General features: G+C 39.6%; 16 protein-coding genes and 1 pseudogene. 1 reads left to right on the top strand and 16 read right to left on the bottom strand.

All coding sequences use genetic code 11. The features are described from left to right. Window positions 1-3: 3 nt before the first annotated feature. Genes carB through TLET_RS01860 form a run of 8 tightly spaced genes read right to left on the bottom strand, consistent with a single transcriptional unit; the run spans window position 4 to window position 11,160 of the window. Window positions 4-3,321, bottom strand: a complete 3,318-nt coding sequence (carB, locus tag TLET_RS01895; RefSeq protein ID WP_012002418.1) for a carbamoyl-phosphate synthase large subunit — start codon at window positions 3,319-3,321, stop codon at window positions 4-6. Between the two features lie 4 nt (window positions 3,322-3,325). After that, the gene (gene carA / locus TLET_RS01890) at window positions 3,326-4,450 is read right to left on the bottom strand and encodes a glutamine-hydrolyzing carbamoyl-phosphate synthase small subunit (protein WP_012002417.1); all 1,125 of its coding nucleotides are present in this window, start codon (window positions 4,448-4,450) and stop codon (window positions 3,326-3,328) included. Then, entirely contained in the window at window positions 4,447-5,637 is a 1,191-nt protein-coding gene (locus TLET_RS01885) for an acetylornithine transaminase (protein ID WP_012002416.1), read from the bottom strand. The genes carA and TLET_RS01885 overlap by 4 nt, the downstream gene beginning before the upstream one ends. A 14-nt stretch (window positions 5,638-5,651) precedes the next feature. Then, window positions 5,652-6,491 carry an acetylglutamate kinase gene (gene argB, locus TLET_RS01880; RefSeq protein ID WP_012002415.1) on the bottom strand — a complete coding sequence of 280 codons (840 nt, stop codon included), beginning with the start codon at window positions 6,489-6,491 and terminating at the stop codon, window positions 5,652-5,654. Beyond that, entirely contained in the window at window positions 6,488-7,675 is a 1,188-nt protein-coding gene (gene argJ, locus TLET_RS01875) for a bifunctional glutamate N-acetyltransferase/amino-acid acetyltransferase ArgJ (RefSeq protein ID WP_012002414.1), read from the bottom strand. Before argJ ends, argB begins: the two co-directional genes overlap by 4 nt. Before the next feature lie 17 nt (window positions 7,676-7,692). Continuing rightward, window positions 7,693-8,718, bottom strand: coding sequence for an N-acetyl-gamma-glutamyl-phosphate reductase (gene argC / locus TLET_RS01870; protein WP_012002413.1), 1,026 nt, complete (start codon window positions 8,716-8,718; stop codon window positions 7,693-7,695). Then, window positions 8,715-9,911 (bottom strand): argininosuccinate lyase, encoded by a 1,197-nt coding sequence (gene argH, locus TLET_RS01865; RefSeq protein ID WP_012002412.1) that lies wholly within the window; start codon window positions 9,909-9,911, stop codon window positions 8,715-8,717. Before argH ends, argC begins: the two co-directional genes overlap by 4 nt. After that, window positions 9,883-11,160, bottom strand: a complete 1,278-nt coding sequence (locus TLET_RS01860) for an argininosuccinate synthase (RefSeq protein WP_012002411.1) — start codon at window positions 11,158-11,160, stop codon at window positions 9,883-9,885. The genes argH and TLET_RS01860 overlap by 29 nt, the downstream gene beginning before the upstream one ends. A 359-nt stretch (window positions 11,161-11,519) precedes the next feature. Here TLET_RS01860 and TLET_RS01855 point away from each other — a divergent pair. Next, window positions 11,520-12,717 (top strand): annotated as a pseudogene (locus TLET_RS01855) (RNA-guided endonuclease InsQ/TnpB family protein). 48 nt (window positions 12,718-12,765) lie between these two features. Here TLET_RS01855 and xylB read toward each other — a convergent pair. The 8 genes from xylB to TLET_RS01815 all read right to left on the bottom strand — a co-directional run bounded on the left by xylB (window position 12,766) and on the right by TLET_RS01815 (window position 23,615). After that, on the bottom strand, window positions 12,766-14,256 hold the full coding sequence (gene xylB / locus TLET_RS01850) for a xylulokinase (protein WP_012002410.1): 1,491 nt from the start codon (window positions 14,254-14,256) through the stop codon (window positions 12,766-12,768). 8 nt (window positions 14,257-14,264) lie between these two features. Beyond that, on the bottom strand, window positions 14,265-15,788 hold the full coding sequence (locus tag TLET_RS01845; protein ID WP_012002409.1) for a sugar ABC transporter ATP-binding protein: 1,524 nt from the start codon (window positions 15,786-15,788) through the stop codon (window positions 14,265-14,267). A 53-nt stretch (window positions 15,789-15,841) separates the two neighbouring features. Next, window positions 15,842-16,813: a sugar-binding protein gene (locus TLET_RS01840; protein WP_012002408.1), complete on the bottom strand. Its 972-nt coding sequence runs from the start codon at window positions 16,811-16,813 to the stop codon at window positions 15,842-15,844. 24 nt (window positions 16,814-16,837) lie between these two features. Further along, complete coding sequence (locus TLET_RS01835) at window positions 16,838-17,818, bottom strand: ABC transporter permease (protein WP_012002407.1); 981 nt, start codon at window positions 17,816-17,818, stop codon at window positions 16,838-16,840. A 344-nt stretch (window positions 17,819-18,162) separates the two neighbouring features. Further along, entirely contained in the window at window positions 18,163-19,299 is a 1,137-nt protein-coding gene (locus TLET_RS01830) for an ROK family transcriptional regulator (RefSeq protein ID WP_012002406.1), read from the bottom strand. Window positions 19,300-19,323: 24 nt separating this feature from the next. Beyond that, on the bottom strand, window positions 19,324-20,307 hold the full coding sequence (locus tag TLET_RS01825) for an acetylxylan esterase (RefSeq protein WP_269764066.1): 984 nt from the start codon (window positions 20,305-20,307) through the stop codon (window positions 19,324-19,326). After that, complete coding sequence (locus TLET_RS01820; RefSeq protein WP_012002404.1) at window positions 20,304-22,643, bottom strand: glycoside hydrolase family 3 N-terminal domain-containing protein; 2,340 nt, start codon at window positions 22,641-22,643, stop codon at window positions 20,304-20,306. Before TLET_RS01820 ends, TLET_RS01825 begins: the two co-directional genes overlap by 4 nt. A 12-nt stretch (window positions 22,644-22,655) precedes the next feature. After that, entirely contained in the window at window positions 22,656-23,615 is a 960-nt protein-coding gene (locus TLET_RS01815; RefSeq protein WP_012002403.1) for an ABC transporter ATP-binding protein, read from the bottom strand.

Genomic DNA, 23,615 nt, shown 5'->3' with positions numbered 1-23,615 from the left:
AATCTACTTTTTTAGAAGAGTATTTTGCTGTGCATAGAAAATATCTTGCAAACTTCTAACAGACAGGGTGGACTTTTTGAGTCTTCTGATAGCAGATACCTCGGCTCTGAAAGCTTCTATTGTGGTTATACAGGGCACTTTGCATTGTATAGCAGCTGTTCTGATTTTATATCCAGCAGTTCTTTCATCATCTGCAAAAGAGTTTTCTGCTTCTCTGTTGATTTCAGCACTCGTCTTACGGTTCGGAGACTGGGTTATAACAATAAATCCTATCTTCCCCTGCCGTATAAGATCAACAACATCTGGTTTCCCTTCTCCAACTTTGAAGACATTTTTAACTGCTATCCCCATTGATCTCAAGATCTTCCCGGTTCCAGCAGTTGCGAATACCTCAAATCCAAGATCATACAAATACGAGACTAAAGGAACAATTTCTCGTTTGTCCCTGTCGTTAACAGTAACAAGCAAAGATTTCGTAGATATGCCATCCGCAGATAACTGTGCCTTTGCAAAAGCTTCAGCAAAATCATCGCCGATTCCCATGACTTCACCTGTAGAACGCATTTCTGGCCCAAGAAGTATATCCACGCCAGAGAATTTGTTAAATGGGATGATTGCTTCCTTTACAGAATAATACTCCGGCCACGGTGTCGGTAGCACACCTGAGCGAGCAGGTTCATATTTCACCAATCTCTCTTTTGTTGAATAAGGCCAGTATCGCAACAAAAGTTGTGACAATTTTTTACCGATAATAGTTTTTGCTGCAATTTTCGCGACAGGTATGCCAATTGCTTTGCTTACAAATGGAATAGTCCTTGAAGCTCTCAAATTTAGTTCAATAACATAAACTTTATCATCTTTCACGGCCAATTGAATATTTGCTGGTCCAATGATTTTAAGGCTTTTTATCAATCTATAAATCAGGTGCTCTATCTTTTCTATCAAATCATCAGATAAACTTACTGGTGGCAGGACACATGCAGAATCGCCTGAATGTATTCCCGCTTTCTCAATTTGTTCCATTAAGCCCGCTATCCAGACATTTTCACCATCAGAGATTACATCGACATCTAATTCCACAGCATTTTCAAGAAATTTATCTATTATCAGGGGGTGATCAGGTGAAATTAGAGATGCATTTGAAATATAACTTAAGAGATCTTTTTTATGATCAACGATGGCCATCGCTCTTCCCCCAAGAACATAACTTGGTCTGATGAGTACTGGAAAACCTATTAATTCTGCAGCTCTCAAAGCTTCTTTGATTGACCTCGCAACTGAAAAAGGAGGAACACTTAAGCCTGATTGTTTAAGAAATTTCGCAAATCTATCTCTGCTTTCTGTAAGATCTATAAGCTCATAATTGGCAGCCAGGATTTTCAAACCTTCTTTTTCCAGAGCTCTCGCTATCCTTAAAGGAGTTTGCCCACCAAACGAGACCACAATTCCATCCGGGTTTTCTATTTTTGCTATCTCAAGGATATCCTCAGTTGTCAGCGGCTCAAAATATAATTTATCCGATATATCGTAATCTGTTGACACAGTTTCAGGATTGGAATTTACCATGATAACTTCATAACCTTCTTCCTGAAAAGCCCATACGGCATGCACATTTGCATAATCAAATTCAATACCCTGGCCAATTCTATTTGGTCCTGATCCCAAAACCATGATCTTTCTTCGTTTTGATGGGATCGTCTCATTTTCCATTCCATTGTATGTTGAATAAAAATAAGGTGTTTTAGCTTCAAATTCAGCAGAGCAAGTATCTACCATCTTGTAGACTGGTGTGACGCCAAGTTTGTGTCTGATCTTTCTTATCTCTTCTTCCTGAACTTTGTAGATCTCTGCCAGCTCTCTGTCAGAAAATCCAAACTCTTTTGCTTTTTTTAACGAGCCGAAGTCTTTAGGTTTTTTCTTGCGAAGAACCTTTTCAAAATTCATTATTTCTTCTATCTCCGTCAAAAACCATTTATTTATAAATGTCAATTCGTGTACTTCATCCACAGACAAGGAGTTTCTGAACGCAGCAAATATGTAAGACATTCTCTCCGAAGTTGGATTGGCAAGATGTTCTCTCATATTACGTAAATCAAGTTTCGGGGCTATATCCAGCTCCAGTGATCTCACAGCCTTTCCAAGTGCTTCTTTAAATGTTCTGCCTATGGACATTACCTCCCCAACTGACTTCATCTGGGTACCCAGCTTCTGTTCGGCACCTGGAAATTTTTCCATCTGGAATCTCGGCATCTTTACAACCACATAATCAATAGACGGTTCAAAAGCCGCCGTTGTTTGCTCCGTTATAGAATTAGGAATCTCATCGAGCCTCAACCCAACCGCAAGTAAAGCCGATATCTTTGCAATCGGATATCCTGTGGCTTTTGAAGCAAGGGCAGATGATCTTGAAACTCTTGGATTCATTTCAATAATGACCAATTTCCCTGTGTACGTATCAACAGCAAACTGTATATTGCACCCACCAGCATCAAACCCTATTGCACTTAACGCTTTACGAGCAGCATTTCTCATGCACTGGTACTCAACATCGGTAAGCGTTTGAGCAGGTGCTACAGTTACCGAGTCTCCAGTATGTATGCCCATGGGGTCAAAATTTTCAATAGAACAGACTACTATGAAATTATCTTCATGATCTTTCATGACTTCAAGCTCATACTCTTTCCAGCCAATCACGGATTTTTCTATCAGCACGGTATGTGCTGGGCTTTCTATTAATCCATTTTCAACAATTGCCTTCAATTCCTGCAAATTATACGCTATTCCCCCTCCGCTGCCTCCAAGCGTAAAACTCGGTCTTATCACCACAGGATAACCGAATTCTCTTACAACATCCATGGCCTCTGTTACACTTGAAACAAGCCTGCTTTCAAGAACTTCCAGACCACAGTTTTTCATTGCCGTTTTAAATTGTTCTCTATCTTCGGCTTTTTCTATAGTATCTGGCTTAACGCCTATAAGCTCAACATCATATTTGCACAAAACACCTTTTTTAAAAAGCTCAACAGCTAAATTCAAGGCTGTCTGCCCACCAAGAGTTGGCAATAAAGCATCTGGACGTTCTTTTTCTATAACAGCTTCCAGAAAATCTATAGTCAATGGTTCTATGTAGACAGCATCAGAAAATTCGGGATCTGTCATTATTGTTGCAGAATTTGAATTAATCACCACAACTCTATACCCCAAAGACTTCAAAGCTTTGATAGCCTGCGCCCCTGAGTAATCAAACTCAGCCGCCTGACCTATAGTTATAGGTCCGGAGCCAATCACAAGTACTTTTTCTATGTCGTCTCTCTTCGGCACAAAATTACCTCCCTGAGATTATGAGCTTGAGAAAATCTTCAAAAAACGATTTCGAATCATGCGGCCCAGGCGATGCCTCGGGATGAAACTGCACAGAAAAGGCTGGATAATCTAAAAGCCTTATTCCCTCCACGGTCATGTCATTCAAAGATAAATGAGTTATCTCAACTCTGCCAAAATCCTCTTTGCTTATACCTATAAGAGTATCCGTATTGATGTTCAAGCTTTTTGGATCAACAGCAAAACCATGATTATGAGTTGTGATTAATACCCTCTTGCTTCTTAAATCTTTCACAGGGTGATTAATCCCCCTGTGGCCAAATTTCATTTTATAAGTCTTTGCACCTATTGCGAGCGCCAGAAGTTGATGCCCCAAGCATATTCCTGCCAGCGGAATTCTTTTCTTCAAAATGTGTTTAATCAGCTCTACTGTTCTGATCAATATTGACGGGTCCCCCGGCCCATTTGAAATCATCACTCCGTCCGGATTCAGTTTTTCAATTTCTTCAAAGCCAATATCGTATGGAACAACTGTTATTGCCACATCAAATTTTTCAAGTTCTCTCAGAATACCTTTTTTACAACCACAGTCAACGATCGCTATCCGGACCTTGCCCTCTTTCTTATAATTCCATACAACTTCCGACGATACTTTGCTTACAAGATCTGTCTTGTTTATCTCTATCACATTCCGTAATTTTTCGCGGAGCGAATCAGGATCCATATTTTCTGTTGAGACAGCACCCATTGCCGTACCTCTGTTTCTTATTTTTTTCGTAAGCGATCGTGTATCAATCCCCTCTATTCCAATTACGCCATTCGTTTTCAAATATTCGCCAAGAGATTTATTTGCCCTCTGGTTGAAATATCTTTGAACTGACCGATAAACCACAAGGCCAGTTACCTTTGCAGAATCAGACTCTGCATCTTCATCATTTATTCCATATATGCCGATTTCTGGATAAGTCATGATAACTATCTGACCTGCATATGAAGGGTCTGTCAATACCTCTTCATAACCTGTTGTTGAGGTGTTGAACACAAGTTCACCAAATACTTCTCCATCAGCAGCAAAAGCCCTGCCATAAAAGAATGTTCCATCTTCAAGTAATAACAGTGCTTTCTTCATTGAATATTTCTCCCTGTGCGGTCAAAACCTTCCAGAACTTCGGCTATTATCTTCAGTGCACTGTCGATTTCCACTTTTTTAACTGTCAGTGGTGGTAACAACCTCACAGTATTCCTTCCCGAAGGGACTGTAAGTAAACCGTGATCAAAACAATTGTTTACAAAATCTCTGCTTGAAATATTTTTAAGTTCTACACCGACCATCAAGCCAGTTCCACGAAGGTCACCGATCAAAGATGGAAAAATCTTCTTTATTCCTTCAAGTTTTTTCATAAGATATCTTCCCTTATCTTCCACTCTTTTTAGAAAACCATCCTTCAATATTTCCCTCATAACAGCTATTCCTGCGCTGCAAGCCAGAGGATTTCCGCCAAATGTGGATCCATGATCACCAGGTTCGAAAACATCTGCTTTATTGCTTGCTACCACGGCTCCTATAGGAACCCCTCCTCCAAGTCCTTTTGCAATTGTCAAAATATCTGGTTTCACACCATATTTCTGGTAAGCAAAAAGTTTTCCGGTTCTTCCCATTCCACATTGAACTTCGTCAAATATCAAAAGCGCTCCGTAATGATCGCATAAAACCCTTGCCGCATTTAAAAAATCATCACTTGCAGGAACTATACCACTTTCACCCTGAATGGGTTCTAAAATAACCGCGCAAACTTCATCATTCATTTTTGATCTGAGAGATTCTTCGCTGTTGAACTCAAAATAGTCGAAACCAGCTACCAGTGGTTTGAAATATTCATGGTATTTTTCCTGACCTGTGGCTGTTAAAGATCCAAATGTTCTTCCGTGAAAGGAATTGACCGCCGAGAGAATCCTAAATTTGGATATGGATTTCTTTTTTCCGTATTTTCGTGATAATTTAATAGCTGCTTCGTTAGCCTCGGTTCCGCTATTTGTGAAAAAAACTTTTCCTTCAAAGGTATTCTCGATCAAAAGCTTTGCAAGCTCTACCTGAGGTTCTGTCCAGTAAAGATTTGAACAATGCACAAGTTTTCTGACCTGGCTTTCGATGGCAGAAACAAGTTTTTTGTGTGAATGTCCAAGGATATTTACGGCTATTCCTGACGAAAAATCGAGAAATGATCTGCCATCCTTATCCCAGACCACAGAGCCTTTTCCATGATCCAGGATAACAGGAAACCTGTTGTAAGTATTCATCAAATAATTGTTTTTCATACCATGCCCTCCCGTCAAATTTCTCTTAGCATTGTTCCAATGCCGTGGAGCGTAAAAATTTCAGTTAAAAGAGCGTGGGGTATTTCTCCATTTACAACATGAACGCTTTTAATTCCCGCCTTTAAAGCATTCACTGCGCACTGTATTTTCGGTATCATTCCTCCTTTAACGACACCTTCTTCGATCAATTTTCTGGCATTCCGGACATCAAGATATGGAATTAATTCTCCATCTTTCATTACACCAGGAACATCGCTTACGAATATCAATTTTTCGGCTTTCAGGGAAATTGCTATCTCAGCGGCGGCAACATCTGCATTTATATTGTAAGTTGTCCCGTCTTCTCCAAATCCAACTGGGCAAATAACTGGTATATAATTCTGAGCAATAAGTTTCTCGATAAACCCACTATTCACTTTTCTTATCTTTCCCACATACCCTATATCTCCATTTGCGATATCTTTTTCACATAAAAGCAAATTGTCATCTTTGCCTGAAACACCAATTGCTCTTCCTCCGTGAAGATTTATTTTCAGGACGATATCTTTATTAATCTTTTCAAGAACCATTTCTGCTATCTGTAAAGTTTTTTCATCAGTTACTCTATACCCATTTTTGAAAAGTGGTTTTATCCCGAGCTGATTCATCAACCGGGTTATTTCGACCCCTCCGCCATGTACAATGATTGGATTTACCTGTACATGTCTCAGAAAAACAATACTCTTTGCAAATGACGTTTTAGCTTCCTCTTTTTCCAGGGCAGCACCCCCAACCTTTACAACAAACGTTTTTTCACGAAATTCTTTCATATACTGAAGTACTTCAAAAAGTATCGCCATATTCTCACTGGTCATGTTTTATACCTCCCGTTTATCTGTATGTATTTTTCTGTCAGATCGCACCCCCAGGCTGTAGCGGAAGAATTACTGGTATTCATGTTTAGAAGCAAAAAAATTTCTCTTGAACTTAAAACCCTTCTGAGATTCTCCTCATTAAACGCCTGCGACTTGCCTTTTTCGAAAACACATATTTCTTCTTTCCCATCAGAAATGTGAAGGTCCACCATTTCCAGGCTAAAAAATGTTTGAGAACTGCCGGCGGCCGCGATGATTCTGCCCCAATTTGTATCTGCACCGTGTATAGCCGTTTTCACAAGATTGGATGAGCAAATTGATCTTGCAACTTTTTTCGCTGTAGCTTCATCTGGAGCATTGGCAACTCTGACTTCGATAACTTTCGAAGCCCCTTCTCCGTCTGAAACTATTTTCTTGGCAAGTTCAGTATTAATCTCGTCAAGGGCACGTGAAAATTTGTCATAAGCGGCGGTTTTCTCTTTTATTTCTACATTCGCAGCTCCATTACAGAACATTAAAACCATATCATTTGTGCTCATATCTCCATCGACATCGATCATGTTATATGTTTTATCAATGGATTTTTTTAGTAATTCTTTCAGGGTATAAAATGGTATTTTTGCATCAGTGAATATAAACGCGAGCATTGTAGATAAGTTAGGATGAATCATTCCTGACCCTTTTGCAATCCCAAGTAAGATTACTTCCTGCGGGACATTAATCTTTCTGAAACTGATCTTCACTGTTGTATCAGTTGTCATGATAGCTTCCGCAAAAGATATAACATCACTGTCAAGTTTTTTCACAGCTGCATCTATGCCGTATTCTACTTTCTCCATAGGTAACTGGATTCCTATTATCCCTGTAGAAGCAACAAGAACACTCCTGGAGTCAATATGCAGCTTTTGTGCTGTTATTTTAGCCATTTTGAACGCATTTTGCAAACCTTCCTCACCAGTACACGAATTGGCAATTTTGCTGTTGACAATCAGCGCTCTTATGTTTTCAGAATTTTCTTTAAGAACCTGAATATTATGCAAAACTGGAGCAGCTTTAATTGCATTTGTAGTGAAAAATCCCGATGTCACACACTCTTTTTCTGAATATGCCAAGGCGATATCTTTTCTGTACCTTTTTATCCCACAATGCAACCCGGAGAATTTGAATCCCTTAGGAATATTCATTTGTTGTAACCTCCTTGTTATGGATAAACCGTAAAGGTCAATCCTGTGTCTTCTCTCAAAGAAAAAAGTATGTTCATATTCTGAATAGCCTGACCGGATGCCCCTTTGACAAGATTATCCAGTACAGATATCAATACAGCTGTATCTGTTCTTTCGTCCTTTTTCATTGATATAAAAACGTGGTTTGAACCATATGACCATTTTGTTGACGGGTAAATGGCTGGCTTTAGTACATGAACAAAGTACTCATCTCTGTAAAATTCACTGTATAGTCCATAAAGTTCGTCAGCACTCAATCTTGTTTTTAGATAAATTGTGCTCAATATACCCCTGACCATTGGAACAAGATGTGGAGCAAATATGACAGTAACTTCGCTGTGATAGATTTTTTTCATCTGCTCCTGTATCTCAGGAACATGCTTGTGGTTTATGACACTGTAAGGTTTTAAGCTACCATCGATTTCACAAAAAGAATATGCGAGCTCCTCTTTTTTACCAGCACCAGATACGCCTGATTTAGAATCCACAATTATTTCACCGTTCACCAGCAGTTTTCTTTTCAAAATTGGGGCAGTTGCGAGAAGTATACTCGTTGGATAGCATCCCGGATTTCCTATAAAACGCGATTCTTTTATTTCTGATCTGTAAAGTTCAGGCAGGCCGTAAACTCTTTTTATCAACCCATAATCTTGCAATGTTCTGCCATACCACTTTTCATACAGCGATGGATCATCAAATCTCAAATCTGCTCCCAGATCTATTATTTTCAGGTTCTCATCTCTCAAACTCTTCACTATGTCATAACTGATACCTGCCGGTAGGGCTGTAAAAACTACATCGCAATTTGCTTTTATTTCTTTCACATCAATCTTGCTAAGCAAAATGTCGATCTCTGCGAACGGGTATATATCTTTCATGGACTGTCCTGAAAAATTGTTTGACGAGAGATAGGTTATTTTCACCTGTGGGTGATTTTTGAGCATTCTCAATAACTCTAACCCTGTATAACCTGTTGCACCAAGAATTCCTACTCTTATTTTCATTTCCTGTCACTTCCGTACTTTTCAGCAACAACTCTGTAAGCATCTCTGAAAGACATTCCTTTTTCCATCAATAAGCGATACACTTCCTGAGTGGCCATAACTTCTTCGGTGAGACTTTCTTTACATTTATTGCCATTTACCTGAATTTTTTCAAAAATCCTGCACGTGACCCGCAGCATATCTTTAATATCTTTGAAAGTCTCCAGCACGGTTATTTTCAACAGTTGCATATCTCGATGATAACCGCTTATCAAATTCATTGAAATCAACGCAGATTCCAGAGCTTTCGATATTATCCTGCTATGATACGCCCTTACAAGTTCTACAGGATCTGGATTCATCTTCTGGGGCATTATTGAACTTCCTGTACACAGGTTTTCTGGAATAATCAGATATCCGATATCTGGTAGAGAGAAGAAAATAATATCGCTGGCAAACCTATTCAAATCGTAACTGACCTGCGACAAACAGTGCAATATAAGATAATCAAATTTTGCTCTGCTGTTTTGAGAATAAATGGGATTTCGCTGCACTTTTGAAAAACCGAGCCTATTAGCTATATAATTTCTGTCTATTTTGATAGGAACTCCATAACCGGCACCTGTACCAAGTGGAGATTGATCTATCAGTCTGATTGTAAGATTTATCATGATCTCATCGTCTTTCAAAGCATCACAAAGTGCCATGCCCCACATTCTGAAATTGGCTGGCATAGCTTTTCTTGTATGCGTGAAACCGGCAAATTTTATATGTCCATACTTTTTTGCAAAATTTCTCAAAACAGACCTCAAGCCTTTTAAATGCCGGCATACATCTTTTAATTCATCTTTATACAGGAGCCTGAGGGCAGTCAAAACCTGATCGTTTCTCGATCGAGCCGTGTGTATTTTTTTCCCAGCTTCTCCAAGTTTTTGAACGAGAAAGTTTTCTATGGCGGTATGGCTGTCCTCTTCTTCCGGGTCGATACAAAATTTTCCTGATTCCACAAGAGTCAGAAGTTCCTCAAGTGCCTCTTTTATTTTTATGAACTCATGCCTTTCCAAATACCCCATTTTCTCGAGCATCTCTGCGTGAACAATAGAGGCTTTCACATCATATTTAATCAATTTCATATCAACCAGATAATCTTCACCAACTGTGAACTCTTCTATTAATGAATCAAGGTCATACCCCTTTTCCCATAATTTCGGCATCGATTATCCCCCTTCTCCACCCAAATGGATCTCTGCTCCTGAGCACAAGATTGTGGGCTCTCAATCTCAAAGCATGAATGTTTATGAATCCCTTTGAGTCTGTAGCATCAAAACCGCCGTCAACATCCATACTTGAAAGTGATTGATCATAAAGTGATGTCGGGGAAAAGCGAGAGACAGGTACGACATTGCCCTTATAAATGATTAAATTAACTTTTCCTTCAATTCCTTCCTGAGATTTTCTGAAAGCTGATAGTAAGAAATCCATTTCAGGAGAAAACCAGAAACCGTTGTATATCAACTCCGAAAATTTAACAGACAGCATGTCTCGTAAATGCATTACTTCCTTGTCCATAGCAATACCTTCCAGATCTCTGTGGGCAATCCAGAGTATCGTTGCTCCGGGTGTTTCATAAATTCCCCTTGATTTTATTCCTATGAACCTGTTTTCAACCATATCAACTCTTCCTACTCCATATTTCGATCCAATGCGATTTAGATACTCAAAGAGTTCAAGAGGATCTTCTTTTGTACTCCCGTCATTCAGATTAACTACTTTTACTGGAAGTCCACTGCGAAAATGAAGTTCCAGAAAAACCTCCTCATCCGGGGCATTTTTGGGAGAATTTGTCCAGCTGAAAACATCTTCCCCGGCAATATAGAGAGGATCTTCAAGCTTTCCCCCTTCGTGAGATATATGCATTAAATTTTCGTCTTCACTGTAAGGCTTTTCAATAGTTGCTCTGGTCAGTATACATTTCTGTTTTGCATAGGCGAGTAAGTCTGTTCTTCCCTTGAATAATTTCAGAAACTCAATATCTTTCCATGGAGAAAGTACCTTCAAAAATGGATTCAATGCTGCATAAGTAAGCTCAAATCTCACCTGATCATTACCTTTTCCGGTTGCACCATGCGCAACAAAAGCTGCATTTTCTTTTTCAGCTATTTCGACTTGTTTTTTTGCTATAAGCGGTCTGGAAAGAGCAGTGCCAAGAAGATATCTGCCTTCATACAGAGCATTCCCCATAAGCGCAGGAAAAACAAATTCCGTGACAAACTCTCGCCTCAGATCCTCTACATACACCTTAGAAGCGCCTGTTGATAGTGCCTTGCACTCAATTGCTTTAAAATCTTCTTTCTGCCCCAGATTTGCAACAAAAGCTATTACTTCAAACCCTTTCTCCGAAAGCCACTTTAAAATAACCGATGTGTCCAAGCCACCACTGTAGGCAAGAATCACTTTTTTCATAACTTCCCTCCTCAAAAGATCTGTAAAAAAAAACGGCCATATCAAAATTGATATGGCCGCGTTGTGCAGAAAGCACGAATGAACTAAGTGCGCGCAAACACACCGCGGCACATAGTCCGCTTCCGCTGAATTTTATTCAATATTACTGTAATTATTGCGTTCATTTTCATGTCCCCCACAATTTTCAGATATTTTTCAAATTATGCCAGCTTTGCGAAAAATTGTCAAGATCTTATTTTTTGCAAAGAAGACTCCATCTTATAGAAGGTGGAGATGAATTTGCAAGTTTTAATGTAGTCATTCGTGTGTAATATAATACGCTTGTGTATATATTCCTGTTTTTTTGAAGTGTCTTTTGTATGATTTTAACTTACAAATTTCGTATTTACCCCACAAAAGAACAAGAAGAAAAATTAAATAAACATTTCGGTTGTGCTCGATTTGTGTATAACTTCTTTTTGAACTATTCTTCCATCATGTACAAAAAGATGAACATTTCAACTAATTACAATAATTGGGCTTGTGTTCTGGTGAGGTTAAAGAAAACGGATAAATACGCATGGCTCAATGAAGTCAATTCTCAATCTCTTCAACAATCACTCAAGGATTTAGAATGTGCATTCAAGAATTTCTTCAAAAAACAAGCTAAACATCCAAAGTTTAAGAAAAAGAAAAACAGACAAACATTCAGAGTACCTCAACATATTCAACTGTATATGAAAGAAGAAAATCCAAAGTATGGATATATATTCGTACCTAAATTCAAAGAAGGAATAAAGGTGCGTGTACATAGAACATTACCGGATACATTCAAAATCAAGAACGTTACCTTTGAAAAGACAACCACAAACAAATACTACGTATCAATAGTTATGGAAGTTCCTGATGTACAAATAACGAATACATCAAACGACGTGTTGGGAATAGACTTAGGTATCAAAGATATAATCACATTGGGTAATGGAGAAAAGTATAACCTTCCAGATTTGAAAAAGTATGAAGAGATTACACAGACAATTGTCTAAAAAACAAAAAGGTTCAAGAAATAGAGAAAAAACAAGGATAAGACTTGCAAGATACATTGAGAAAATCAACAATGTAAAAAATGACTGGATACACAAAATAACCCACAAGATTGTCAGTGAAAGCCAAGCTGGCAAGATTGTGGTTGAAGATTTAAACATCAAAGGGATGTTGAAGAGTGAAAAGCTCGCAAAGTACATTCATTGGCAGTCGTGGAATAAGTTCATAGTGGTACTGAATTACAAAGCTAAGAGAAATGGAATTGAATTAATCAAAGCAGACAGGTTCTATGCATCAAGTCAAAGATGTAGTGTATGTGGCTATGTGAACAAAGAAGTTAAAAATCTGAACATAAGAAAGTGGGTATGTCCTGTATGTGGAACAGAGCATGATAGAGATATAAATGCGGCAATTAATTTAACCAATTATGTTCTGTCACAAGAAAAAGTAGGGCAGGAACTGTCCGAAATTAAGCCTGTGGACCATGCTCTCGCGGCGGAACGGAAGGTGAATTCTTCCGTCACCATGGGTTGAAGCAGGAAGCCATACCTTCTGTAAGGTGTGGTAGTTCACGCATACAAATTATTCATCTTTCCAGTCATGAAAAAAGCTTTTCAAACCTTTATACAAGTCTCTGAACCTGTAATAAAACTTATCATACTCTTTTTTGTTTTCAAGCGACGGTTTTACAGAAGTTTCCAATTTGAACCAGCGTCTCGCAATTTGATCTGGGCTTGATGAAGAAAAACCAGAGCATGCAAGCATAGCCGCTCCATAAGATGCACCTTCATTAATCAAGGGTTTTTGGATTTCGCGCGACAGCAAATCTGCTATCATAACATTCCAGACATCACTCCTTGCTCCTCCTCCTGTTGTCCTGATATTTTTCACACTGGTATTCAGTTCTTCAATGACTTCGAAGCAATCCCTGATACCAAAAGCCACTCCTTCAAATATAGCTCTTACAAAATCCCATTTACTGTTGTAAGAAGAAATGCCAAAAAAAACACCTTTTGCATAAGGGTCTTTATGCGGGCTCCTTTCGCCATTCAGGTATGGCAGAAATATAACGCCATTAGATCCTATAGGAACCTTCATAACTTGACGATTTATTACCTCATAATCCTCTTTCAAAAATCGATGCTTAAACCACTCAAGAGAATAGGCAGCTGATAGCATCACACCCATATGATACATGGTACGAGGCACAACATGCGCGAAGAAATGCACTCTTCCATAAGGGTCAGGTACTTTGCTCCCGGTGGGCGCAACTACAGTGCCTGAAGTTCCAAGACTTATCATTACATCTCCAGGATCTATCACCGAAACCCCCAGAGCAGCACAGGCGTTATCTGCTCCACCAGCAACCACTGCTACTTCTTCATCGAGATTAAGCATTTTCACCAGATTTTCTCTTACCTTTCCGATCATTTCATTCGACTCAAGAATATCCGGGAGAAATTTCTTTGAAATACCGAAAGCATCCAGAATCTGATCGCTCCATCGTCCTTCAGAAACGCTGTACAACATTGTTCCTGAAGCGTCTGAATGTTCTGTTGCAATGATCCCGGTGAGCATATAATTTATGAAATCTTTTGGCAAGAGCACTTTATATATCTTTCCATACACATCTGGCTCATTTTTTCTCAACCACAGGATCTTTGGCAAAGTAAATCCCGGAAGGATTGAATTTCCGACTATCTTTAGTGTTTTTTCTTCTCCTCCAAGCAAACTCTCGGCTTCTTTACACTCTTCATAAGTTCTCTGGTCACACCAGAGTATGGCGTTTCTCAACACCTCGCCGTTTTTTCCTATAGCAACCAGACTGTGCATCTGCCCACTGGTAGAAATTGCTCTTATTCTTCCGCCGGCTTCTTTCGATCTTTCCGATAAATTTTTCAAAACTTTCAAAACTGCTTTCCACCAGTTTAAAGGATCCTGTTCTGACCAACCTGGCTTTGGCGTTTGTATGGTTAAATGTCCGCTTTGAATATCTATGATTTTTCCATTCTCATCGACAAGAACTCCTTTCACACCTGTTGTTCCTACATCAAGCCCAACATATAAATTCATCTGCCTGTTTACCTCCCGCTTTGCTTCAGCTTCCCAGAAGCGTAATACATGATTTCTTCCTGTGAGACTTTTTTACTTTTGTTGTCCAGAATAGCTGTAATTTCACCTTCCCACATCACAACAATTCTATCGCTTAAGTTTAGTATCTCCGGAAGTTCGGAGGAAATCATTAGTATGGTTTTCCCCTGTGCAGCTAATTCTCTTATCATTCTATGTATCTCAGCTTTGGTTGCTACATCTATTCCCCTTGTTGGTTCATCAAATATCAATATGTCGGCATTCGTTGCAAGCCATTTTGCAAGGACTATCTTTTGCTGATTTCCACCAGAAAGATTCTCAGTAATCTGATATACAGATGGAGTCTTTATTGAAAGTTTTTTTACAAAATTTTCCGCTATCATTTTTTCTTTTCTTTCATTCAAAATCCAACCGTGGTTGCTAATAACAGACAAAGAAGGAAGGACCATGTTGTCTTTCACTGTCAATTTTAAAACAAGCCCCTGAAGCTTTCTATCTTCTGGCACCAGGCCAATTCCAAGTTTGGTTGCGTCAAGAGGTCTTTCTATGTTCACTTTGTTTCCCTTGATAAAAATTTCACCGTCTTCTTTTTTATTTATCCCGAAAATCAGAAGCATTGTCTCAGTTCTGCCAGCACCAACGAGACCTGCAAACCCAAGAATTTCTCCTTTTCGAACCTGAAAAGAAACATTTTTCACCCTGTTCTTCCACCTTAAATTCTCGACCTTTAGAACCACCTCGCCCGGTGAAACTTCCGTTCCATGGGGAAAAAATTCAACTTCCCTTCCTACCATGAGTTTTATGACAGTATCCATATCAAATTCCGCTCTTTTGAGTTCTCCCACTTTTTTTCCATCTCTCATAACAATCACTCTATCACTGATTTTCGCAACTTCATCTAACCTGTGCGAAACAAAAACAACTGATATTCCCCTATCCTTTAACATATGAATAATTTCGAACAATCTCTCTGTTTCTTCAACAGTTAATGAAGAAGTTGGTTCGTCCATAAAGATGATCCTGGGTTCTTTGATCAGCGCCTTGCAAATCTCGACCATCTGTCTCTGCGCAGTGGTCAATTCTCTTACAAGAGTATTAGAAGAAAAACGAGCCCCTGTGAGATTAAGAAGTTCTTCTGATTTTCTTCGCATGTAATTTTCATCAAGCCTGCTGCTTAAGCTCCTCCTTTTTCCCCTTATGGCTTCAAAGGCGAGAAATATGTTCTCTGCTACTGTTAAATTTTCACAAAGGTTCAGTTCTTGATGGATAGCACTTATACCTTTTATGAAAGCGTCAAAAGGTGAATGAAACTCTACTTTTTCACCATTAAAAAAAATTTCTCCACTGTCAGGTTTCAAGATTCCTGAAAGAACTTTTATAAGTGTCGATTTACCCGCACCATTCTCCCCTACAATAGATACTATTTCATTTTCACCCACTTCAAAATCAACATCGTCAACCGCCAGAACACCCGGAAAACTTTTAATGATGTTTCTTGCTTGCAAAAGCTGCAAAATTACCACCTCTGATAAACTGTGGAGGGGAGAGGGAGAACTCCCCTCCATTTTTAGAATTTGATAGGTATTCCCAGTTTTTCCATGGTTTCCAGATAGTTACTAAGATTTTGCGGCGTTACTATATCAACACCTGTGTCTATTACGTAATCGGTTATTCCTTCTGCCTCAACTTTCGGTAACATGGCGAGAGTATTCTGAACACCTGTCTTGCTCATCAGGTACAGCGTTACTACAGAGAGATAGCCCATCATGTAAGGTCTCTGCCCCATTGTTGCTTGAATTACTCCTTCTTTTACATACTGGAGAATATCGGTTGTAGTGTCGAAACACACTATTTTTATTTTTCCGGCTTTTCCAGCATTCTTCACAACAAGAGCCTGGCTGGGTCCATTGTAGGCATAAACTCCAAAAAAAGCATCGAGATCGGGATGAGCATTCAAGGCAGATTCTGCGAGCGAGACAGCCCTGGCACCATCTTCTTCGTCATTCAATGTGTCTAATATTTGTATCTCTGTCCCGGCTATTGCATCTTTGAAACCCTGAATTCTCTGAAGAGAGTTCATAGCGGTGAGAGATCCCGTCCCAATGACTATTTTCCCCCTGCCATTGAGCAGCTCTCTCATTATGAGCCCGGCGCTATAGCCTGCTTGATAATTATCCGTTCCTATATAAACATACCTTCCGCTCTCTGGAGAGTCTGTATCAAGAGTTATAACTGGAATACCTGCTTCAAGTGCTTTTTTTATCGTTGGCATCACTGCTGTAGGGTCAGAAGGAGCAATGGCGATACCATCGAATCTCTGAGCAATGAACGACTCCAACATTTGAAGCTGTGCGTTGATGTCTTCTTTTTGCGGTACAAAAAACCTGGTATCCACCCCAAGGGCCTTTCCAGCCGCTTTCACACCCTGTTCTACTTGAGACCAGTATGGATGAACAGATTTTCCTATAACTCCTATTGTCATGGCTAAGGACACGACCGCCAAAACAACCGTCAACAACACTACCAGCAGTTTTCTCATACTATTCCCTCCCCCTTAAAAAAGTTACTTACTCACAAATCTTCTTCGAACAATATCCAAAGTAACCGCTACAACAATAACAATTCCTATGACAACGTTGTGCCAGTAAGTGGAGACGTTAAGAAGGACCAGCGCGTTCCAGAGCAAACTGATAATGCTGGCACCAATAATTGCTCCCAGGACACTCCCCTCGCCACCTGTTAGGCTTGTCCCGCCAATCACTGTAGATGCAATTGCATAAAGCTCATACATGCTACCAACACCGGGCTGCCCTTGAGAAAGCCTTGCAGCAACTATTACTCCAACCAACCCTGCCAAAAAGCCAGAAACCATAAAAGCAATTGTTCTAACCGCATCCACATTCACACCAGAAAATCTTGCGGCAATCTCATTACCGCCTGAAGCCCTCAAGTGCTTTCCATACACTGTTTTTCTGAGAAAAAAATCAGCAATCAGAGTCACTCCAATCAAAATCCAAACTGGCACTGGAATCTTTAAAAAATCAGCCTGACCGATTTTCAAAAATGAACTTGGCAGGTTTATCACAGGCCATCCTCTGGTGATAACAGCAGCCATACCGCGTGCAATGGTAAGAGTGCCGAGGGTGATTATAAATGCAGGTACCTTAAGTTTTGTGACAAATACTCCATGCCATGCACCTATTCCCAGTGAAAACAGAAGGATCAGGAACAGGGAAATCCACACTGAAACCCCATGAGTCATGAGCCATGCCACCATGACACCGGTTAAAGCCACCACAGATCCTGGAGAGAGATCTATAGCACCTCCACCGGAAATGATGACAAATGTTTCACCTATGGCTAAAAGGCCAAATATAGCAATCTGTCTTCCCAAAGCTTGAAGATTAAAAGCTGTCAGAAAACGCGGATTCAGTACAGTGGTAAAAATAGCAAGGCTCATAAGGGCTACAAGTGGCCCAAGTTCTTTAAAACTTCTCTGTTTTTTTCTTGCTATCAAGGTTTTCTCCCCCTCAAGAACAACCATTGATTCTGACCCCACCTGAGAATTTTCTCTATGATGCCCTTGGGTAGCAAATATCTGCAAGGTATACCGTTGATCTCAAAGAAATCTGCCGCAGGCACGAACAAATGTCAGCAATCTCTGTTAAATGTATTACTAAAATATAAATCGATAGTCATCGGATATTATTTCTTTCCCCGAAAAATTGTAATCTCAAGTTTTCATAAAATCAAATTCAATTTTTCGAGACTTTCGGCTGTATTCTTATAAGGTTGCCCGAGTTCAGTTGTAATCTTTTTGTTTCTCTTTCTTTTTGCTTTATTTGCGCAAACTCTATGAAAACCACATTCAAATGAACTCTATAGTTTCTATTTGACTTTTTCGATGATGTCTTCAATTGCCAGAATTGCTGCACCAACAAGGTTTGAACTGACAGTTTCAAAAATCGTTGGTCTGATTTTCAATTGCTTTACAGCATCTCTAAGTGCTCTTCTTTTAACCTCTGATTCTATAGAGTTAAAGAAATACTCACCCAAATCCTGAACTTCGCCGCCAAGAATTATGAGCTGGGGATTTAAAACATTCACTATGTTTACAATTCCAACAGCTATATTTTTTGCAAATTCTTCAAAAAATTTCTTGTTGCCTGTTTTTTTCTTCAATGATGCGAATTTTTCTATGGCATTTTTTCCTTGCAATTCTCCTCTGTAGTTTTCTATCGCCCAGTTTATAGATGTAACCAGTTCCCAGCACCCTTTGTTGGAACAATGGCATTTTTTATCTGAGTGTATATCAACAGTCATATGCCCTGCTTCGCCGGCTGTGAAAGATGAGCCTCGATAGATTTTTCCATCTAAAAGCACGCCTGTTCCAACACCCTCTCTAATCACTATAAAAACGGCTTCTTTAACTTCTTTCAAATCTTTTGAATGATATTTTTCCGCCATCATTGACAAATTAGCTTCGTTGTCTGCAAGGACAGGTACATCTACATCGAGAAGATCATTTATCAATACATCCTGCCAGCAGAGATTTGGAGCCAGAAGGATTCTGTTTTCAAGCATATTCACCATGCCAGGTATAGACAAAGAGATCCTTGTTATCCTGTATTCTTTCTTTAACCTCAGATATATCTCTTCAACCTTTGCAAAAAAATCTTCCGGCCGCCTTGGCGTCTCGAAAGATCCACTCAGACTAACTTTGCCGTTGAAGTAGCCCAGACCAAAGGTAGTTACATTCACCCCTAAATCAAACACGAGACTTATAGAAGCGTCTTTGTTCAAGTCGAGCAAAGTTCTTCTTCGGCCTGGAGAATTTTTACCTATGGTACCTCTTTCTTTCACATAACCTTCATCGATCAATTCTTTTGTCAATCTGGTGACACTGCTGGGTGTGAGGTCGGTGATTTCTGAAATCTCAGCGCGCGAAATGGGATGGTTGTCATGTATCAGTTTGAGTATATTTTGCTTGTTCAAAACCTTTATTCTTGGCGAATTGTACTTCAATGCCTCTCCCTCCTTAGGTATGGTTCACTCTCTCATAGAAATTGTTTTTTTCACAAATTTCAATTTTTCCAGTGTATGGAAGGAACCACCGCCTTCATGGTTGTTGTATGGGTAAATTCTAATATCTTTCTCACCAGCGTAATAATTGTAAGCGGCAAAAACTGTTGAAGGTGGGCAAATGTCGTCCATGAGTCCCACCGAAAACAAAGCAGGGCATTTTGCACGAGCTGCAAAATTGACGCCGTCAAAATAAGAGAGGGTTCTGAATACTGTTTGGATTTTGTCAATGTGAGTTTTGCAATATCTCGTAATTTCTGCATAGGGCATTGAATCTGTTATCTGAACTGCTCTTTTGTAATGACACAGAAAGGGAACATCACAAAGTAGAGCCATGACCTTTGAAGACAATGCACTCACAGCCAAAGCTATTCCACCACCCTGGCTTGCACCTGATAATATTATGGTTTGTGAATCTATTTGTTCAAGTTGGCTGATAGTTTCAACAGCCATAAATGCATCCATAAAAACTCTCCTGTAATAATAAGTTTCCGGGTTCAGTACTCCTTTTGTCAGAAAGCCTGGATATTGTGGATCTGAAGGATTATCTTCATAATCTGGTGTATCACCCTTCATCCAGTTGCTACCTTGTCCTCTCGTGTCCATTATGAAATGTGCGTATCCTGCCGCACTCCAAAGCAGCCAGTCATATGGAAATCCTCTTCCTCCTCCATAACCAACAAATTCAACTACGCAGGGTAATTTCCCATTTCTGAATTTTGGCAAAATCAACCATCCTTTTATCTTCTGACCTCTGTAACCAGAGAAAGTCACATCAAAAGTCTCAACATTCTGCAAATAAAAATCCACTTTTTTGAGAATTGGTTCTTGAAAATATCCCCTTGTTTCATGGATTGTTTGTTTCCAGAAATCATCGAAATCCTTTTCTTCGTACCTCTGTGGCAGATATTTTCTCAAATCTTCCAATGGCATATCAAAATAGACCATCATATTACCTCCACATCACTGAAGAATTTCCTGTTTTTTCCAAGCTTTCTTTTCTTTCCAGTGATTTCAAATTCTCCAAAGCATCTTATATCAGTTGAAGAGCTTCCTATCATGGCTTTAAAGACACCAGGTTCAACAACTAATTCCATACCTCTATCATAGTAGGCAAGTACATCGGTATGGATCTTGAAAACGGTTGTTCTACTTTCTCCTGGTTTAAGGGTGATTCTCTTGAAACCCTTCAATTCTTTTATGGGTCTTGTGACAGACGCATGCTCTCTTGTCAAATATAGTTGAACTACCTCATCACCTTCTACTTCGCCTGAATTTTTCACATCGACCTTTATCGTCACCTGTCCATCTGATGGAATCTTTTGCGGTTCTATAACGAGATTTGAAAATTCAAATTTGGTGTAAGAGAGACCATGACCAAAGCTGAATAGTGGCTCCACCAATTCATCGACGTAATCTTTGTGCCAGTGTGATCTTCCTCCTGATGGCTTCACATCGTGATAAACAGGAATCTGTCCAGCGCTCCTTGGAAAACTTATTGGCAACTTTCCGCCTGGATTGACTTTTCCAAACAGAACATCAACTAATGCCATGCCCCCTACCTCACCGGGCAACCACATTTCAATTATCGCGTTCACTCTGCTCACTATGTTTTTCAAAGAATATGGTCTACCAGTTACGAGGACCAAAACTATTGGCTTTCCACACTTTGCAATTTCAAGAACCAGCTCTTCCTGAACACCCGGTAATTTCAGATTGGCACTGTCTCTTGATTCACCACTTGTACAATCCTCAGTTAAACCCGATCTATCCCCAACAACCACAACAGCGATATCTGCATTTTTTACCGCGTGTAATGCCTCTGAAAAACCCTCGGTAGAACTGTTTAGAATATCACATCCAATGGCATGTGTGAATATTACACCCTCAGCTTTCATAGAATCAAGTATACTTGGTATTTTCTCGATGCTCTCATTGATCACTTTCTCCACATTCTTGAGGTTGAATTTCGGCGCATTAAAAGTTGTCTGGTTGACACTATCGAGTAGTACTTTTATGTGAGCCAGATATGCATAATCGCCCAGAAGATTTCTTACCTCAGATGCATTTGGACCTACAAGGGCTATTTTCGCATCTTTTTTCAACGGGAGAATGCCATCATTTTTGAGTAATACGATAGATTTTCTTGCTATCTCAGTTGCTATACTGTAATGCTTTTTCAATTCAATTTTTTCTACATCAACATAAGGTTTGTCAAAGAGTCCGAGCATGAATTTTATCTGTAATACCCTCGATGTGGCCTGGTTGACGGTGCTTTCTGATATTAATCCCTGTTCAACCAATTCCCTTATAGTTGTGTAACAATCTGCCTTTGGTAGTTCAACATCTATACCAGCCTGCAAGGCATATTTTGCTGCCTCTTTTTTGTCTTTCGCTAATCTGTGGTATTCTCTGAGCATATCTATTGCAAAATAATCTGACACAACTATGCCACTGAATCCCCAATTTTTTCTCAGTACACCAGTGAAGAGCTCTTTTGAAGAGGCACAGGGAATGCCATCTATTTCACTGTAGGAGTTCATAACCGACATAACACTGGCTTCTTTCACAGCTGCTTCGAATGGAAACATAAATATTTCGCGCAGCTCTCTTTCTGGAATGTTTGTGGGCGCCCAGTTTTTTCCACCCTCGGACGCGCCATATCCCACAAAATGTTTTGCAGTCGCTATCACACCATTTTTGATGTCTTTGCCTTGAAGACCTATGATATATGAAACACCCATTTTTGCAACAAGATAAGCAGATTCCCCAAAACTTTCTTCTGTTCTACCCCATCTGGGGTCTCTTACAACATCCAACACCGGCGCAAGTCCTTGATGTATCCCCATTTGTCTCATGTCCTCACGAATAGTACTCGTCATTTTCTCGATCAATTCAGGATCCCACGTACTGGCCATGGCTATCGCCTGAGGGAAATTTGTTGCACCAAGGCCCATATAGCCAGTTAAACACTCCTCGTGCATGATAGCAGGTATACCGAGTCTTGTTTGCTCAATCAAATATTTTTGTATCTGATTGATCAATCTTGCAACCTCTTTTGCAGACAGATTAGTAGCACCACCGGGTCTTGTGATCTGTCCTATTCCATTTTTCAATAAAGCTTCCGCCTTCTCATTTGAAAAATTTCCTTGGTCATCTAAAAGCTCGTAACTCCAGACAGAACCAAGTTGAGCCACTTTCTCATCCAGAGTCATTCTTGAAAGTAAATCCTTAACCCTTATATCTACAGGTAAAGAAGCGTTTTTATAAGCTGGAACTTTCGGCATATCGAAGCCCCCTCATCTGTATAAGAAACATTTTACTTTTACCCCATCTACCTCGTAGTAATCTGGCAGGTTTTTCCTGCAAATATCCATTACCTCAGGACATCTTCCTGCAAATTTACATCCCAACTTAGCATATTCTTCCTGTTCTAATTCAGACAATTTTATTCTGCTGGTCCATTTTCTTTTCGGATCAGCCTCGGGAACGGATTCTCTCAGTAATTTTGTGTAGGGATGCTTGGGATTTAGAAGCACTTTCTCGGCTGGTCCAAACTCGATCAAATTACCGCGAAACATGATGGCCACTTTATCACTCACATAATAAGCTGTTGTTAGATCATGGGTGATGTAAAGAACGCTCAAGCCAAATTTATCTCTCAACTCTTTGAAGAGATTCACTATGGACATTCTCAGCGAAGCATCAACCATGGAAACAGGCTCGTCGGCAATCAACAGTGAAGGATTTGTCAGCAAAGACCTTGCTATAGAAATCCTCTGAAGTTGCCCTCCTGAAAATTCACTGGGATACTTTTCTCTGAATTCTTCGAAAGATATTCCTACTGCCAGCAATTTTTCTTTTATTATCTCAATCGCCTCATTCTGTGTTTTGGCTATTTCAAAATTACGCAAGGTTTCAAAAAAGTAGTTGTCAACCTTTCTCAAGGGATTAAAAGAAGAAAATGGATTTTGAAAGACAGCCTGTATATCCTTCATAAATTTGCTTCTCTCTTTGTGCTTCATGGTGGTTAAATCATTACCCTTATAAAGTACTTTTCCTGAGGTAGGTTCTTCAAAACCAAGAAGAATTTTAGCAATAGTTGTTTTTCCACACCCGCTCTCGCCCGCCAGGGTAAATATCTGCGAAAAATTTAAATCGAAGGTCACATCATCAACCGCTGTTATTTTTACTCTGGAAAAAATACTTCCAATTGAAAATATTTTTTTCAAATTTCTGATTTCAACAAGCTTTTCCAT

Source organism: Pseudothermotoga lettingae TMO (assembly GCF_000017865.1).
Classification (GTDB): Bacteria; Thermotogota; Thermotogae; order Thermotogales; family DSM-5069; genus Pseudothermotoga_B; species Pseudothermotoga_B elfii.
The sequence above is the reverse complement of the archived record's forward strand: the minus strand, read 5'-3'. Positions and strand labels throughout refer to the sequence as shown.